This window comes from Saccharicrinis aurantiacus (assembly GCF_001660705.2).
Classification (GTDB): Bacteria; Bacteroidota; Bacteroidia; order Bacteroidales; family Marinilabiliaceae; genus Saccharicrinis; species Saccharicrinis aurantiacus.
Map to the genome: position 1 here is coordinate 251,727 of NZ_LYBV02000007.1, position 15,815 is coordinate 267,541.

A 15,815-nucleotide genomic window follows, 5' to 3' on the forward strand; every position below is an offset into this window, starting at 1 on the left:
CAAACTAAGTGAGTACTGAGCTAAAGTATGGGTGGTATTTATCACAATAAAGATGTGTAAAAAGTTAATCTAATACAGGTGTTCTTTTAACATCCATGCGCTCCATAGCATTTACCTCGTAAACACGTTTAAGTAGCCAAAGCGGACGCTCTAATTCACCTTCCCACTCCCATAATACTTTAAATAACTCTTTTACTTTTTCAGGATGTTTATAAGCAAGGTTATTACTTTCGGTAACATCTTTGGCTAAATTATAAAGCTCAGCAGGTCTATCTGGGTAGCGCAATAATTTCCAATCTCCTTGGCGAACTACACCTCTATTTTCTTTCTTCCAAAACAATACCTCATGCGGACGAGCCTTGTTTTGTTTGGTAACATACGGCATTAAATCAACGCCATCAATATTTGTTATAGCATCGGCATTACCACCTGCTGCATTTACAAACGTTGGTAACATATCGAGCATACTTACAGGATAATCGTAAGTAGAACCTGCTTTAATTACGTTAGGAAATTTCATAACCATGGGTACTCTAATTCCTCCTTCAAGGTGATTTGATTTGCATCCGCTTAAGGGGTAGTTGCAGGTCATAGATCCATCAGGACCACCATTGTCATTTGAAAAAACAATCAAAGTATTCTCCTCAAGTCCTAATTCTTTAAGCTTATCCATAATTTTACCACAAGCTCTATCCATTGCAATGTTCATGGCAGCTAGCTTTTTGCGTTTTCCACTTAAGCCTTTTACTTTGGCCAAATCTTCAGGCAAAGCTTCAAGAGGAGTATGTACCGCATTAAAAGAAGCATACACAAAAAAGGGTTTGTTTTTATGGCGTTCAATAAAATCACAAGCTTCATCACCTATAGCATCAGTGGTGTATCTGTCGGGCTCTTCAAAGTTGGCATAACCTCTTTCCCAACGGTCTTCTTTTCTATCAAAAGCTAATTTTTGCGTTAATGGGAAGAAGCTTCGCGCCCCACCTCTAAAACCGTAAAACTCATCGAAACCTCGTGCTATCGGATGATACTTATCGGCATTGCCTAAGTGCCATTTACCCAAAATAATTGATTTGTAGCCCAAAGGGCCGAGGTAATCAGCAATTGTTTTTTCATCTAAAGGTAAGCCCATTTCATCGGCTAAAAGCTTAGATGAATGACTCATATATCCAGGTACGTTGTTTTCTTCAATTCCAAAACGCTGTTGGTATCTTCCGGTTAGTAACCCTGCTCTTGATGGGCCACAAACAGCTGCGGTAGTATAGGCTTGTTTGAATACCATACCTTCTTTAGCCAATTTATCAAGATTAGGGCTTTCGAAAGTTTTGCTACCCTGGAAACCAAAATCATGGTATCCTGCGTCATCCGCAAATAAGAATACAATATTTGTTTTTTTAGCACTAATAGAGTTAACATAAAAGGTAAATAGACAAATTGTTAAAATGCCTAAGAATTTAGTTTGTTTCATAGTGAATTATAATAATGGAATTAATAATATTTAGCTACAAGGTACGTGATAGAGATAAAATTAACGGGTGGTAAAATTACATTTCGCGAAAATGTAGATGAAATCAGCAAATGTTAGTTTTTGTCTATATGGAGAGTTTCATCTACACCCTATTTATTGTTGTTTTTAGGTGTAGTAATAGTATTGTAAAAGCTCAATCAGGATAATTATTGTACTTTAATTGAGTCCTATTGTAATTAATTAGCAAACAATTACACAAATTGTTGGTTAAATTAATACCGAAGTTGTTTAAGGTTGTAGGGGAATTGCGAGAGTGACAAATTGATTATCAGTGGCAAAGCTCAATTTTTTATTGCATAGCCGTAGCTACGGAATAAAAATTAGCTGAAGCCAATGAAATCAAGGTGTTACTCGCAGATTTTCGATACAACTTTAAACAACTTCACCAAATAATAATCTAAATTTATAATGTTATGAGGCTTATACTTATATCTATCCTGTTTTTTATATTTAATATCATTTCTGCTCAAGTAGCCTATCAGTCTGATAGTATTTCTAACACTAAACCAGTAGCTAATACAGTTCAAAAAAAGCCATTTAAGGATAAGTTATACACGGGAGGTAATGTAGGACTATCAGGTAATTTTAGTGATTATTTATCCATAAGAGTAAGCCCACTTCTGGGTGCTAAACTCACACCAAAGTTTTACGCAGGTTTGGGTATTGAATATATTTATACAATGGATGATCGCTTCGATATGAACGTTAATGCACACGATTATGGGGCTCGTTTATTCGGACAGTATGATCTAATCAAGAAAATATTTGCCCATGCCGAATTGGCAGGTTATAACTACGATAGTTATTATACCATTAGCTCAAGCGATAGAATATTTGTTCCGTATATATGGCTTGGAGGTGGTTATAGAACCATGATTAGTAAGCGTTCGTTTTTTTCGGTTAGAGTTTTATTTGATGTTCTGCAAGATGATAATAGTCCTTATAAGTCAGGCGAACCGCAAATTAGTGTAGGCTTCGGAGTAGGCATATAATATTGTAAACCTGCTTCATTAGCAACTTGGTTCACTGCCAATCAAATAAAAATGAGGTTTAACTTGGCATTAATAAATTAAAAAAACCACCTAATCCTGCTTCAATTTGTTAATTGTGGTATGTGGTTTGTATATTCTCATTAATAATTAGTTACAAACCGTAAGAGTATGCTAGAACACCAAAAAAAGATCCTTTTGGGATTGCAAAACAACCAAGAGTTATTTCAAAAAGAACTGTTTAAATCTATTAAGTGGTTATCTCCCAAAGAGGTTGGAGACTTGTTAGAATGGGTAAAAGAAAATTTTCAGGTTCTCTATAATTCTACCGTCAAAGATTTTTTAAGTGAAGACCAGTATCCAATTTACTAGTTAATATCACAACAAGTTTACTTATCTATATTTCGAATTTTTATACTTTTACTGAAAATTCGAAATATGGATGAGTCTTCGCAACTAAATAAATTATCTCAATTAAATACCTTATTAAAAGGAGAGGCTTCTTTCTCCAACTCTGATAGAGCACAATTCTCAACGGATGCTTCTGCTTACAGAGAAAAACCACTAGGTATTGTTTGGCCCCGCGATTACTCCGATATTAATCTACTGATTGATTTTGCCCATCAACATAAAATTCCTTTAATACCACGTGGTGCAGGAACTTCGCTGGCCGGACAGGTTGTGGGTAACGGTTTGGTGGTAAACACCAGTAGGTACATGAATTCCATTATTGAGGTTAATCAAGATGAGAATTGGGTTACTGTTGAGCCAGGCGTAGTGCTCGATGAACTGAATATTGAACTTGCAAAATATGGTTTATTCTTTGGTCCAGAAACTTCAACATCTAATAGGTGTACCATTGGAGGTATGGTTGGTAATAACTCTTGTGGCTCGCGCTCTTTAGTATATGGTAGCACCCGCGATCATATTTTGGAGGTAAGTGGCTTTTTAGCTAATGGCGAAGAGGTAACGTATAAAGAAATCTCTAATTGGGAGTTTGATAAAAAATGCCAACAGAAGAATCTTGAAGGCGATATTTACAGAGAAATTAATAAATTATTAGCATCAGAAGACAATAGAGTGGAGATTCACAAGCACTTTCCACATCCAGATATCAAGCGAAGAAATACTGGTTATGCAGTTGATTTGTTAGCCAATATGCAACCTTTTGTTGAGGAGGGAGGTTCCTTTAATATGGCAAAACTAATTGCCGGATCAGAGGGAACTTTAATGTTAATAACAAGCATTAAGCTGCATTTAAATAATGTTCCGCCCAAACATAAAGCATTGGTCTGCGCCCATTTTAATTCATTAAACGAAACCTTCGAAGCCAACCTAGTAGCCTTAAAGCATCAGCCCAGAGCTGTTGAATTAATTGATGATAAAATTGTAGAGTTATCCGGACAGAGTAAATCGCAAGAGCACAATCGTTTCTTTTTAGAGGGCGATCCAGCAGGGCTTTTAGTGGTAGAATTTGCTGAGCATTCAGAGAAGGCACTGCAAGAGAGAACGGCTGCATTAATAGCAGACTTTAAAAAGAATAACTTGGGTTATTCATTTCCTGTTATAACAGGAGGCGATATAAAAAAGGTTTGGGATTTTAGAAAAGCCGGTTTGGGTGTTTTATCTAACATGAAAGGCGACCATAAACCTGTTGCTGTAATTGAAGATACCGCCATCCGTCCAATTGACTTGCCAAACTTTGCAGTAGATATACAAGCCATGCTTAAGAAATACGATAAAGAATGTGTTTTTTATGCGCACGTAGGAACGGGAGAACTGCACCTTCGTCCTATTTTAAATTTAAAGAGCTCGCAAGATGTTATCATTTTTCGAAAAATAGCAAAAGATACTGCTGATATAGTTAAAAAGTACCGCGGTTCGCTTAGTGGCGAACATGGCGATGGTAGGTTGCGTGGTGAGTTTATTCCATTTATGGTGGGCGATTCAAACTATAAATTACTACTACGCGTTAAAAAGGTATTTGATAAGGACAATATCCTTAATCCGGAAAAGATTATTGATACCCCGCAAATGAATACATCATTGCGTTATAGGGTAGAGAACCAAGAAAAGGTATTTGAAACAACCATGCGTTGGGATAAAACCGACGGTATGATTAGGGCCATTGACAAATGCTCGGGTTCGGGCGATTGTTTAAAATCGGAAATTATTGGGGGTACAATGTGCCCGAGTTACATGGCCACTCGCGACGAAAAAAATAGTACACGCGGAAGAGCCAATATATTACGCGAATATTTTGCTGGTAAGCTCGATCAGGATAACCTTTACCTTGAAGATGTAAACCAAGTATTACAACTTTGTTTATCGTGTAAAGCTTGTAAATCAGAATGTCCATCGGGGGTTGATATAGCTAAGCTTAAGGCCGAATTTTTACAATATTACTATCAGCAAACAGGCGTGCCAAGCAAAGCGTGGTTAGTGGGTAATTATCCAAAAATAAACCAATTAATGTCGCTTACTCCATGGTTGTATAATGGGGTATTAAAAGTACCAACCTTGCGTAAACTAATAGCATCCACCATAGGGTTTTCAACAGAAAGAGATTTGCCAAGCATGTCGCCTAAAACCTTAAAGGTGTGGAGTAAGTGGCGAAAGAAAGCTAAGGCAATTCATAAAACAGTTTATTTGTTTGCCGATGAGTTTACCAATTACCTCGAAAGTGATATAGGTATTAAAACCATTCTGTTGTTAGAAACTTTAGGCTATAGGGTAATTGTTCCGCAGCATACCAATAGCGGACGTACATACCTATCAAAAGGATTGGTAAAGAAAGCCAAGAAGCTGGCCAATAAGAATATTGAGTATTTGGCCCCTATGGTTTCAGCCCAGAGCCCTTTAATAGGTATTGAACCCAGTGCTATTTTAACTTTTAGAGACGAGTATCCCGATTTGGTAAGCAGTGCCTTACATCAGCAAGCCATTGCAGTTGCTAAAAACACATATACCATTGAGGAGTTTTTGGCTAAGGAAATAGAAGGCGGTCGTATTCAGCAAAATTCGTTTACCGAAGCATCAAAAAAGGTAAAGTTTCACGGGCACTGTTATCAAAAGGCACTATCAAATACAAGTTATACGCAAAAAGTATTATCGTTCCCTAAAAACTACGAAGCCCAGGAAATTAAGTCTGGCTGTTGTGGTATGGCAGGTTCATTCGGATACGAAAAAAGCACCTATAGCTTATCTAAAAAGGTAGGCGAATTGGTACTGTTACCAACAATTCGTGCTACACAAGAAAGCACCTTAATATCTGCAGCCGGAACATCCTGTCGTCATCAAATTAAAGACGGCACTGAGCGCCAAGCCCAGCATCCGGTTGAAATATTATATGAAGCCTTGAAATAGTATGCTCGTTTTTAGTCAGGTGCGGAGTTTATCAATGCAACTGGTTAAAAACTTAACATCTTTTAGCGCTCTAAAAGTTTCATCATTTTAATAAAGACTTTACTTTTACATACATAATAAAAATAAGTAGTTCGTTAAGTTTTAGTATTTGTTAGAGCTAAGTATATTCAACGGTATTTTGTTGTAATACTAGTATTGTAGTTTATAGTTCACTACTGACTTCTAACTGAAAACTAGCGATCTATTGCAAAAAGTCTACACGACTATATTGTTATTGTTGATAGTAGGAATTGTTTCACACCTTGAAGCCCAAAGTCACCAACTTTGTTCAATCGTTCCATACCAGGAGATACAATATAGGGAAAGGTCTCGTTAGTTTGTTAGCAAGCAAATATTTACACAATGAGATTGATTAAACAAAGCAAGTATTACAAATCCATCCTAACATTAGGACTCCCAGTTGTATTGGCACAATTAGGGCAAATCACCGTTGGTATAGCCGATAATATGATGATTGGCCACATACCAGGCAATAGTACCGATCCCCTTGCTGCGGCCTCCTTTGCCAATACCTTATTTACCCTAACCATCCTTTTCGGAACGGGCTTTTCGTATATAATAACGCCTTTAATTGGCAATGCATTCGGACAAAACAAACCACAAAAAATACCCACCTTATTCGCCAATGGCTTGGCATCAAATGCAATTGTAGGCGTAGCATTAACCATCCTATTATTCATCCTATCTAAATTTATGGGTAGTATGGGGCAGCCGCCACAAATAATTGATATGGCCCGCCAATATATGTTTATATTAATGGCCTCAATACTACCTATGATGGGCTTTTTCGCCTTTAAGCAATACGCTGAGGGTATCGGAAACACCAAGGTAAGTATGCTAATAACCATTGCAGCCAACCTAATAAACGTAGCAGTTAATTACCTGTTGATTTATGGCAAATTAGGTTTCCCCGAACTAGGCCTTCTTGGCGCCGGAATAGGAACCCTCATTTCGCGTATCTTTATGTTATTAGCCGCCATGTGGTGGTTTTATCGCACGCCAAGTTTAAAAAAGCACCTTCCAAGCATAGCACAAGTCAACATTACCTTAGCAGGTATGAAACCCTTCTTCAGAATGGGACTCGCCTCAGGCGGACAAATTGTAATGGAATCCTCAGCCTTTGCGCTAAGCACCGTAATGATGGGGTGGTTGGGCGCACAAGGCCTAGCCGCGCACCAAATCGGAATTAGCATATCAACGCTCGGTTTTATGGTATATCAAGGTATAGGTGCCGCAACAACCATTCGCATAAGTCAGTTAAAAGGAGGGCGAAACATCACCGGTATGCGTAACACCATGGCAGCCTCAGTACACATTTTACTACTAATGGTAATATGCATGGGCAGTTTCTTTTTTCTGAGCCGCCATTGGCTACCATCGCTATTCACCACCAATGCCGAAGTAATAAACCTAGCATCGCAATTTCTAATCGTATTGGCCATATATCAGCTACCCGATGCCCTCATGCTCATTTACGGCTTTGCCCTACGTGGCCTTGCCGATGTATTAGTACCCGCCTTAATCACGTTAGTTTCATTATTCGCCATAAGTTTATCGGTAAGTTACCTAAGCGCCTTTGTTTGGGGCTATAACGAAATCGGAATATGGTTTGGTTTCCCACTAGGACTCAGTGCCGGAGCCATTTTACTCATATGGCGATTCACCCGAAAGCTAAAACGATACCAAAAAGCATGGGCTATAAAATAAATGAGGGGCTTCCCTCCAAAAAAAAACTATAAACCATAAACCACTATAATAGTCGGTCGGGCTATGCGCTATATCTTTGTTTCGCCAAAACGAAGGCTCACAAAGGATGCCGCTTCTATCCCTAAGCCAAAATCACAATACAAAAAAAGCATTTTCAACACACTTATTCTGTTAAATACAAAGCTTCATTTTTAATCACAAGCGGCACATAAATGATTAAGCTCACGAGGGCTTTTATTTTGCAACAGGAGTATTTTCAAAAACCAACAGGAGCATTTTTAAAAATGCACCTGACGAAAAACAAAAATGCACCTGACGAAAATTAAAAAACATCCTACATTTTTTAATTTTCAATACAACAATTTTTAAAACACACGCATTGTGTTAATTAATAATACATTACAAGGATTGTGACCTACGCTGAAATATCTGGAAAAATGAGCCTTTAAACCATAGCATTATCTGCAATGCAGCACATTGTTTGAAACCTCTTTGGGGGAAATATGTAGAAAGCTGTATTTAACAATAAGGCTTGTTTTAATAACACGTACAAGCACAAAAAAAACAGATTAATAGAGTAATCTGGTTCTTGTTATTTTAGATACAACATTAAACAACTTGCTTATGTAATCAGTAAAAACGGCTAATTATTTTTCGCTAATAATCCTCCCAAAAGGCGTTAAAGCCAAGCCGGCCAATTTAAAATGTTGCTTTCCAAACGGAATACCAATAATGGTGATAGAAAAGAGTAAGCCCATTAACAAGTGCGATAGGCATATGCCAAAACCGCCTGTAATAAGCCAAAGAATATTCATAAATAACGATAAGCACCCACTATTACCAGCACTTTCGGTAATGCGTTTGCCAAAGGGCCATAGTGCTACGCCAGCCAATTTAAGCGTCTGAATACCAAACGGAATACCTATTATAGATACAAATAACGGAATACTAGCCAATATATAACCAATGGAGATGAATATCCCACCAAAAACAAACCAAATAACATTTCCTAAAGTTCGCATATCCTAATTTTTAGGCAAATATACAAAATGCCTCTTAAGTACGATGTTTCCCTATAAAACATCTCCTCAAGAGGCATCACCAAACCAATACTACCAAATGCATTATTGAATGATTGATAAGAAATTGAATTATTTAAAGTTTCTACAATGAATAAAATAGAGATATAGCCGTAGCTACATTGATATTTTATGAAGCAGTAGAAGCTTTATAGAAGCAATTTATATCAATCATTTGATGATGTTTTTGGTATAATACAAACTCTTATTTATTCACTGGAGCATCATGCTCTTTGTCGTGTAAATCAAAACGAGGTAATACTTCCTCTAGTTTCTTACGTTCTGCCCTGTGTACTTCACTTACTTTGCCCCAATCTGTAATTTTAGGGAAACTAATTAAATCATCCGGACTGCCCGATACATCGTACCAATTGTCCTTACCATCCTTCATCACCTTTTCACCACGTATTAACTGCGCATCTTTGCGGTAAGCATAAATCCAATCGCGGTGTTTGGTAGTTTTAGTAGTTAAATAAGGCCATAAGCTTACGCCATTAACTTCGTAATTTTTGGGGAATGTAACACCACCTAATTCGGCAATGGTAGGTAACACATCAGCAATATTTACTAATATATCTTGCTCACCATGTTTGGTAAAGTTAAATCCGGGTGCATATATAATCATTGGCACATGTGTTCCTTTTTGCATAACCGGACTGTTTTTACCATAGCCCGATGTTCCGTTATCGGCACAAATAATAAAAACCGTATTATCAGCTACACCCAGTTCTTCAAACTTATTTAAATATTGCCATACCTGATAATCAATGTAGTTAATGTGGTTATGAATACCTGCTTCTGTAATTGTTCCGTGTGTGTTGTACACTCCTTTATCACCAGTAATATTTGGTTTAGTGCGTGTGTACTTGCCATTTTTCCATTCAATTTTAGGTGTACTGGGCCATTTACTCTTTACTTTGGCATCGGTATTAAAAAAGTCCCAACCATCATGGCCTAAGTGTGTGGTATGGTATATTAAGAATGGTTTCTTATCATTCTTTTTTCTATCCATAAAGTCAAATATGAAATCCAACTCAACATCAGGACCATAAGTATTTAAGCCAAATTCTTTTTTGGTTTCAGGTGTATTTGGCCACCAAGTTAAACCTCCTTTAGTATCAGGGTGGTTCATTAATCTTACGTGAGGTTTCCAATACCATCCGCTTTGCGCGTAATAATCTACTACCTTGCCATTATCTTTATTAACCACTACTTTTTTACCATCCCTTTTGGCATTAACCACAGCAAAATCGGTATACGGATTTTCTGGAGCACCTTGCTCGCCCGGGGTAAAGCACCCTTCGTCAAAACTATACTTTAGTAGGTTATTACCTTTCATTTGCGTTTTACCTGCCCAATAACTGTTATAGCCTCCTTTTGCTGCTACGGCACCAATTGTATATTCAGTACTTTCGTAAAACGGATATATTTGTGTTTTCTTTTTACTACCATCGGGCGCCTTTGAGGTTCCTAAATCGCCGTTATTCCACCATTTGTGTAAATGGGCATATCTCCCTGTCATCATCATAGCTCTACTAGGAGAACAAACCGTGGCTGCCCATGCTGTTTTTATCCATACCCCCTCGTTGGCCAATTTATCCATTACCGGAGTGTGTGCTCTATATTTAGGGTCAGTAGTATTTCCGCCTGTGGGCTTACTCCATACCTTTGAACCATAAATAGGGAATTCGCGTGCGCTAATATCATCAGCAAATAGTATTACAATGTTTGGTTTACTTTTTTTGCCTTTGGCCATTAGGTTTATATTATAACCAAAAGCGAGCGCCATAATTATAATAATACCTTTTGAAATAGAGTGTTTCATTGTAAGGATGTTTTTATTAAGAATGTTGTTTTTTACCATGTGCAAATTACAATACACTTAATAAATCAACCATCCCTAAAAGCCTTAAATAGTAGGGTATAGTTATTAATGTAGCAATGTGTTTTTATTATTTACTTTGTACGCAGTAGTAAATAATTACCTAGCTGCTGTAGTTGTAGTTCTTTTTTTAGGGTGTAGATGCATTATTGGGCACTTACTTTGTTTGCTGCATATTAGCCGATTGAGATATATGCTATTCAATCCAGTTTAGGAATAAGTTGGAAGGTGAAATAACCACAAAGTCTTTTTATTGATTATCATCAATAAAAACCATGTCGAGCTTAAGATTGGTACGTTGTTTACCACCCACGTAAAATAAAGCCACAAACTCTTCCGATTCCTTTAAATATTTTTCAGAAAAACTATTAATAGAATCTTTATTGGTAAAGTACTCACTCATGGCAGAAAGCCCCATACCATGATCAGCAAAGAACATTAAATGATTGGTGTTATTACTGCCTTTAAATTTGGCAGCAAGGGCATATTCAAAACTTTGTGTATCGGTATTGAGTAAAAAAACAGAATCAGTTTTTGCTTTATTATATACTAAGCGCTGATTGTTGTTGCTATATTTCTTCTGTAGTGTTACATTTTTAGAGAGCTCGTTAAATACATCACTAAAAGTAGTTTTATATCGCATAGGGCTCAGGTATATAATATTCTGCTCCTTTAAATCATTAAATGTAAAGTCGGTTGCTTTTCTTACTGAAAAGTCAGCATCATTAAATGCAAATAAACGGGCAAAATGTTTTATGGTTGCCGCATCCTCGTAGGTAGTGTAATTAGGTCGTGACATTTGATATAAATGTCCGTTTGGTATCGTATCCAATATGCTTTGTAATTCTTTTTCCGAATTAATTTGAGCATCCCTGTGAAAAATAGATGTTCCTTTTATTGATGGACCGTTATAACCAAATACTGGGCTGATAAACAAAGTAGTAGGTTTGTTATTGCTAAAAGTGCTCTGCCATATTAAATCCTTATTCCAATTAATACTAGCTAAAGAGATTCCTATTATAAGTGCAATAAATGTTAAGCCTATTGCAAGCGTATAGGATTGTTTCTTTTTACGTATTGACGCTTTAGTAAATGTTACACCGTATTGTCCGGTTTCAATGGTAACAGTAATAGCACTATCAGCACCTTCTGTATCGTAATATTTTTGAAGTTTTTTGCGTAGGTGATAAATATTAACGCGTGCATTGGCTTCGCCCTTATCGCGTGGGTATTGCGAGCCAAATAACTCTAACCCTATTGCAGATGCTGATAACTCAATATTATTAACCGATGAATCTACCAAGAACTTAAGCAGCACATTGGCAGTGGTAGATTTTGAGAATAATTTACTATTCAAAATCTCATTCAGGGCGTCGTATTTCTCTTGATCTGTTAACATATATTTTAGGATAGGCGAATGTAATTAAAAAATCTTAATTCTCCATTTTGTAAGGCATACAGCTTATGTTTTAACCATTAAAACAAGGGTTAAAACAACGTAAAAACTGCTTATTATTATTGAACTACATTACATTAGATGAAATTAACATTTGTAAAAGAGTATTTACATTAATTAAATAAATCCGAAATGATGAAAAGAAAACTTATTACAGCTTGCTTTCTTATTATGGCAACGCTGATGAGTGCGCAAAGCAAACCAAAAGCTTTATTTAATGGAAAAAATCTTAAAGGCTGGGAAGCTTTAAATGGATTTGTTCCTTTTACAGTAGAAGATGGTGTTATTGTTGGGGTTTCTACTAAAGACTCACCAAGTACTTACCTCGCTACAAAAAAGAAATACACCAACTTTATTCTAGAGTATGAAATTAAAATGGATGCAACCTTAAACGGCGGTGTTCAAATCCGTTCTCAATATGATAAATCCAAAGGAAAGAACAGTGTTTATGGTCCTCAGGTAGAGGCTGATGATTCACCACGTGGATGGACAGGAGGAATATACGACCAATCGAGATATGGTTGGAGATATAATCTAGAATATAATGATGCCGGTCGCAAAGCTTATAAAAATCTTGAGTGGAATAAAATAAAAGTAATTGCTTCTGGTAATCGCATTGCTACATGGGTAAATGGTGTTAATTGTGCCAACCTATACGAAGAACAAATAGAAACTGGTTTTATCGCCTTGCAGGTGCATGCAGCCGGAGGCGCAAAAATAGGACGCAAAACTCGTTGGAGAAATATCACTATTCAAGAGATTCCTGCAGATTATGAATTTGAAACTACTGCTCCTGTTATAAACCACATGCTTAATGTGATGACAGATGAAGAGAAAGCCAATGGTTGGAAATTTCTTTGGGATGGTAAAAGCTCTGAAGGTTGGAGAGGCGCTAAGCGCGATGATTTTCCAGCAAAAGGTTGGACTATGAAAGATGGTATACTTACTATTCAAGCCTCAGGGGGTAAGGAAGCTGATAAAATTGGAGATATAGTTACTACCCGTCCTTATAAAAACTTCATACTTGAGGTTGATTTTCAAATTACAAAAGGAGCCAATAGTGGTATTAAGTATTTTGTAGATACTGAGCTTAACAAAGGAAAGGGTTCTGCCATAGGTTGTGAGTTTCAAATATTAGATGATAAGTTTCATCCTGATGCTAAAAAAGGGACTAAGGGTAATAGAACAGTAGGTTCTTTATACGACCTAATGACTGCCAATGCTCAGGAGTATATTCCATCTTTATACACTAAAAAATATTGGAACGGCTACAACTGGAACAGAGCCAGAATTGTGGTTAATGGTAATAAAGTGCAACATTTTTTAAATGGATGTAAGGTTGTAGAATACGAACGTAATACTCAGATGTGGCGTGCCTTGGTTGCCTATAGTAAATACCATAATTGGCCCAACTTTGGTGAGCAGGAGGAAGGTTTAATCTTATTGCAAGATCATGGTGATGAGGTGAACTTTAAGAACATCAAAATTAAAGAATTGTAAACTATCAAAAGAAGATCTAAACTTTATAACATGAACTCAAGAAGAAACTTTATAAAATCAACAGTAACAGCTGCGGCCGGTGCTGCAATGTTTAGCTCTGCAAAGAGTTATGCACGTGTATTGGGTGCTAACGATATCATTAACTTTGCAATTGTTGGATGCGGAGGTAGAGCACATGGCCTTGCTAAATCAATAGGTTTTGTTGATAAGGCTAATATTACTTATATCTGTGATGTGGACGGAAAGCGTTTGAATAGCTTTAGCAAGCATTGTAAGGAGCTAAAGTTTAACCCGAAACTAGAGAAAGATTTTCGCGAGGTTTTTCTAAAAACAGATGTGGATGTTGTGGTAATTGCCACACCAGAACATTACCATGCTCCTATGGCTATATGGGCTATGCAGGCAGGTAAACATGTTTATGTTGAAAAACCATGTAGTCATAATCCTTATGAAACAGAACTTTTAATTGCCGTTCAGAAAAAGACTGGTAAACTGTGCCAAATGGGAAACCAACAGCGCTCGTCTAAAACATCGGCTATGGCCATTAACGAAATAGGAGAGGGAATCATTGGAGATCCATATATGGCAAAGGCCTTTTATGCTCGCGCTCGTCAACCTATTGGAGTAGGAAAAAAAGTTCCTGCACCTGAACATTTAGATTGGGATTTATGGCAAGGTCCTGCGCCTCGTGAGCCATACAGAGATAATGTTCATCCATATAACTGGCATTGGTTCAGAACTTGGGGAACAGGTGAAATACATAACAACGGAACGCATGAGATTGATATTGCACGTTGGGCTTTGGGAGTCGATTATCCTACCCGAGTAGTTTCAAATGGTGGGCGTTTGGCGCACTCTGGCGATGATTGGGAATGGTTTGATACGCAAATTGCGAGTTATAACTTTGAAGGAAATAAGCAAATTACCTGGGAAGGATATAGTGCACAAGCCTTTAATCCTGGTGGTGGCCGAGGAACTGTTATTTACGGTTCAAAGGGTGTTATTCAATTAGATAGAGGGAAGTATGTTTTAATGGATTTAAAGGGTAAAAAACTTAAAACGGAATGGGAAGGTAAGCATAAGGCTGCTACCGATACCAACGATTCTATTGGTTTTGATATGTTAACTGTTAACCATATGCGCAATTTAGCTGCTGCAGTGGTAAAAGGTGAAAAATTAAATGCACCTATTTACGATGGAGGTATATCAACTCAGCTGTGTCATTTAGGAAATATTGCACAAGATGTAAAAGTAAGCATCGATGTAGATCCTAAAACAGGGCGAGTGCTAAAAAATAAGGATGCACAAAAAATGTGGAAACGAGAATACGAAAAAGGTTGGGAGCCAAAACTATAATTTTTAGATAATCAAGGTGCAACTTGCAATAGCTATAGTATTGCTTTTTGCACCTTGTTATCTAATAAACTACCCTTTACATCTAACTTATATAGCATCAGAATATGAATAAAAACGTATTTCATAATAACTTTTTAGCCATGAATACCCGTATGGATGTGATCCTATGGGGTGATGCGCAGGAAAAGATGGAATCTGTTTTTTGTTCCATAACTGCATGTGCGGAGCAACTTGAGAAAACCTTGAGTCGGTTCAACCCTGATGCAGAAACGTATCTATTAAATCAGGCTTTGCTGAAAGGAGCTGCATTTAAAACTAGTGCAGTATTGACTGAGGTACTCGCTAAATGCGAACAGTACTTTCAAATGACCAAAGCTTATTTTGATGTGTGTTACCAAAACAGAACGGCAGGTTCTATTTGGCCCATTCAATTTAATGCGGATGGTACATGTAAGTCTATACAAGCGGGCGTTCAAATTAATTTTGGTGCCATAGGTAAAGGAATCGTATTGCAAGAGGTGGATACCATATTAAAAAATAACTGCATTGAAAATGCGCTAATTAGTTTTGGCGAGAGTTCTATATTAACTCGTGGAAAACATCCGCATGGCGAATATTGGCCCTTTGCGTTTCAAAATAATATGGGTATTGACGCGGTTCTTGAGCTTAACAACGATTGTTTATCAATAAGCGGACTGCATAATGATGCGGCACATATAGTAAATCCAATCAATCAACAATTGATAACTGAACCATTAGGTGTTTGCGTGCAAACAGATAATGCAATGGATGCTGAAGTTTTATCAACAACATTAATTGCTGCACCTAAAAACCAGCATGAAGAAATACTGGCTGCCTTTAATATTATAAAGCTATTGTATTCTGATTCGTAAAA

Annotated in this window: 11 protein-coding genes; 7 read left to right on the forward strand and 4 right to left on the reverse strand. The window is 37.1% G+C overall.

The genetic code is table 11. From position 1 onward, the window contains the following. Nucleotides 1-64: 64 nt before the first annotated feature. On the reverse strand, nucleotides 65-1,465 hold the full coding sequence (locus tag A8B35_RS03520) for a sulfatase (RefSeq protein ID WP_075602021.1): 1,401 nt from the start codon (nucleotides 1,463-1,465) through the stop codon (nucleotides 65-67). Between the two features lie 473 nt (nucleotides 1,466-1,938). Between A8B35_RS03520 and A8B35_RS03525 the strand changes: the two genes are divergently transcribed. From A8B35_RS03525 to A8B35_RS03540, 4 genes are all read left to right on the forward strand, one after another. After that, entirely contained in the window at nucleotides 1,939-2,517 is a 579-nt protein-coding gene (locus A8B35_RS03525; protein WP_083634297.1) for a hypothetical protein, read from the forward strand. 168 nt (nucleotides 2,518-2,685) lie between these two features. Further along, on the forward strand, nucleotides 2,686-2,886 hold the full coding sequence (locus A8B35_RS03530; RefSeq protein WP_075602022.1) for a hypothetical protein: 201 nt from the start codon (nucleotides 2,686-2,688) through the stop codon (nucleotides 2,884-2,886). Between the two features lie 66 nt (nucleotides 2,887-2,952). Beyond that, the gene (locus A8B35_RS03535) at nucleotides 2,953-5,880 is read left to right on the forward strand and encodes an FAD-binding and (Fe-S)-binding domain-containing protein (protein ID WP_075602023.1); all 2,928 of its coding nucleotides are present in this window, start codon (nucleotides 2,953-2,955) and stop codon (nucleotides 5,878-5,880) included. A gap of 402 nt (nucleotides 5,881-6,282) precedes the next feature. Beyond that, nucleotides 6,283-7,647, forward strand: coding sequence for an MATE family efflux transporter (locus tag A8B35_RS03540; RefSeq protein ID WP_075602024.1), 1,365 nt, complete (start codon nucleotides 6,283-6,285; stop codon nucleotides 7,645-7,647). A 647-nt stretch (nucleotides 7,648-8,294) separates the two neighbouring features. On the opposite strand, the gene A8B35_RS03545 is transcribed toward A8B35_RS03540, so the two are convergent. The 3 genes from A8B35_RS03545 to A8B35_RS03555 form a co-directional block, all read right to left on the reverse strand. Then, nucleotides 8,295-8,669 carry a YccF domain-containing protein gene (locus A8B35_RS03545; RefSeq protein WP_075602025.1) on the reverse strand — a complete coding sequence of 125 codons (375 nt, stop codon included), beginning with the start codon at nucleotides 8,667-8,669 and terminating at the stop codon, nucleotides 8,295-8,297. Between the two features lie 262 nt (nucleotides 8,670-8,931). Continuing rightward, a complete protein-coding gene (locus tag A8B35_RS03550; protein ID WP_083634298.1) occupies nucleotides 8,932-10,551 on the reverse strand; it encodes a sulfatase-like hydrolase/transferase in 1,620 nt (539 codons plus the stop codon). A 307-nt stretch (nucleotides 10,552-10,858) separates the two neighbouring features. Next, complete coding sequence (locus tag A8B35_RS03555) at nucleotides 10,859-12,007, reverse strand: hypothetical protein (protein WP_075602026.1); 1,149 nt, start codon at nucleotides 12,005-12,007, stop codon at nucleotides 10,859-10,861. A gap of 189 nt (nucleotides 12,008-12,196) precedes the next feature. On the opposite strand from A8B35_RS03555, the gene A8B35_RS03560 reads away from it, so the two are divergent. From A8B35_RS03560 to A8B35_RS03570, 3 genes are all read left to right on the forward strand, one after another. Then, entirely contained in the window at nucleotides 12,197-13,564 is a 1,368-nt protein-coding gene (locus A8B35_RS03560; RefSeq protein WP_245820766.1) for a 3-keto-disaccharide hydrolase, read from the forward strand. Between the two features lie 30 nt (nucleotides 13,565-13,594). Continuing rightward, on the forward strand, nucleotides 13,595-14,920 hold the full coding sequence (locus tag A8B35_RS03565) for a Gfo/Idh/MocA family protein (protein ID WP_075602028.1): 1,326 nt from the start codon (nucleotides 13,595-13,597) through the stop codon (nucleotides 14,918-14,920). A 104-nt stretch (nucleotides 14,921-15,024) separates the two neighbouring features. Further along, nucleotides 15,025-15,813: an FAD:protein FMN transferase gene (locus A8B35_RS03570; protein WP_075602029.1), complete on the forward strand. Its 789-nt coding sequence runs from the start codon at nucleotides 15,025-15,027 to the stop codon at nucleotides 15,811-15,813. The last annotated feature ends 2 nt before the right edge of the window (nucleotides 15,814-15,815 follow it).

Coding starts and splice junctions, on each gene's coding strand:
- A8B35_RS03520 (WP_075602021.1), bottom strand. CDS start 1,465: ATGAAACAAACTAAATTCTTAGGCATTTTAACAATTTGTCTATTTACC.
- A8B35_RS03525 (WP_083634297.1), top strand. CDS start 1,939: ATGAGGCTTATACTTATATCTATCCTGTTTTTTATATTTAATATCATT.
- A8B35_RS03530 (WP_075602022.1), top strand. CDS start 2,686: ATGCTAGAACACCAAAAAAAGATCCTTTTGGGATTGCAAAACAACCAA.
- A8B35_RS03535 (WP_075602023.1), top strand. CDS start 2,953: ATGGATGAGTCTTCGCAACTAAATAAATTATCTCAATTAAATACCTTA.
- A8B35_RS03540 (WP_075602024.1), top strand. CDS start 6,283: ATGAGATTGATTAAACAAAGCAAGTATTACAAATCCATCCTAACATTA.
- A8B35_RS03545 (WP_075602025.1), bottom strand. CDS start 8,669: ATGCGAACTTTAGGAAATGTTATTTGGTTTGTTTTTGGTGGGATATTC.
- A8B35_RS03550 (WP_083634298.1), bottom strand. CDS start 10,551: ATGAAACACTCTATTTCAAAAGGTATTATTATAATTATGGCGCTCGCT.
- A8B35_RS03555 (WP_075602026.1), bottom strand. CDS start 12,007: ATGTTAACAGATCAAGAGAAATACGACGCCCTGAATGAGATTTTGAAT.
- A8B35_RS03560 (WP_245820766.1), top strand. CDS start 12,197: ATGATGAAAAGAAAACTTATTACAGCTTGCTTTCTTATTATGGCAACG.
- A8B35_RS03565 (WP_075602028.1), top strand. CDS start 13,595: ATGAACTCAAGAAGAAACTTTATAAAATCAACAGTAACAGCTGCGGCC.
- A8B35_RS03570 (WP_075602029.1), top strand. CDS start 15,025: ATGAATAAAAACGTATTTCATAATAACTTTTTAGCCATGAATACCCGT.